This is a genomic window from Catalinimonas locisalis (assembly GCF_038039535.1).
Classification (GTDB): domain Bacteria; phylum Bacteroidota; class Bacteroidia; order Cytophagales; family Cyclobacteriaceae; genus Catalinimonas.
This window is the reverse complement of record NZ_JBBPHP010000126.1, coordinates 1-557: the sequence shown is the minus strand read 5'-3', so window position 1 is coordinate 557 and position 557 is coordinate 1. Positions and strand designations below refer to the sequence as shown.

Here is a 557-nt window from a genome sequence, read left to right as displayed (position 1 = left end):
GTTGTGCACAAGCTAAAATTAGAAAATGTCCTTGCGAACGAAATCCATTGAAGAATTAGAAAACGATTATTGGAAGGACTTAAAAGAATTTCCAACCGGATTGGTCAAGAGATGCTATGAATACCGAAAGATTCCTTTGCGTCAACTGACCACAGAACAGATTCGAACGTTGATTTCTCAACAGATTGGATTGAAATTCTTGATTGGAATGGCGATGGAGAAACTCGGACAAAATGTACTGGAAGAAGGAGATTTATATAAAGGCGATTTGCTAGAAACCGTGTCAAAAGTTCCCTCAGAATTATGGGATAAACATCCCACTGAACGACAGATTTTGAATGAAATTATTAATGCTAACTCAAGCTTGATTCGAGATGAACTTGGTGAAAAGGAATTTGACCGAATAAAGGCAAGGATAGATTAAAAGCCTGTGCACAACATCGGGCAGCCGTCAGCCTGGTTTCAATGAGCCAGAACGTCCTTTGCGCCAAGCACGAAAATTGTAAATTGAAAGATCAACGCAAACAACACCGGCCGACCGGCTCGCCCTGGTCGTT

General features: G+C 41.1%; 1 protein-coding gene. It reads left to right on the top strand.

What is annotated here, in order from left to right:
* Positions 1 to 31: 31 nt before the first annotated feature.
* Positions 32 to 424, top strand: coding sequence for a contact-dependent growth inhibition system immunity protein (locus WJR50_RS34170; RefSeq protein ID WP_341297811.1), 393 nt, complete (start codon positions 32 to 34; stop codon positions 422 to 424).
* The last annotated feature ends 133 nt before the right edge of the window (positions 425 to 557 follow it).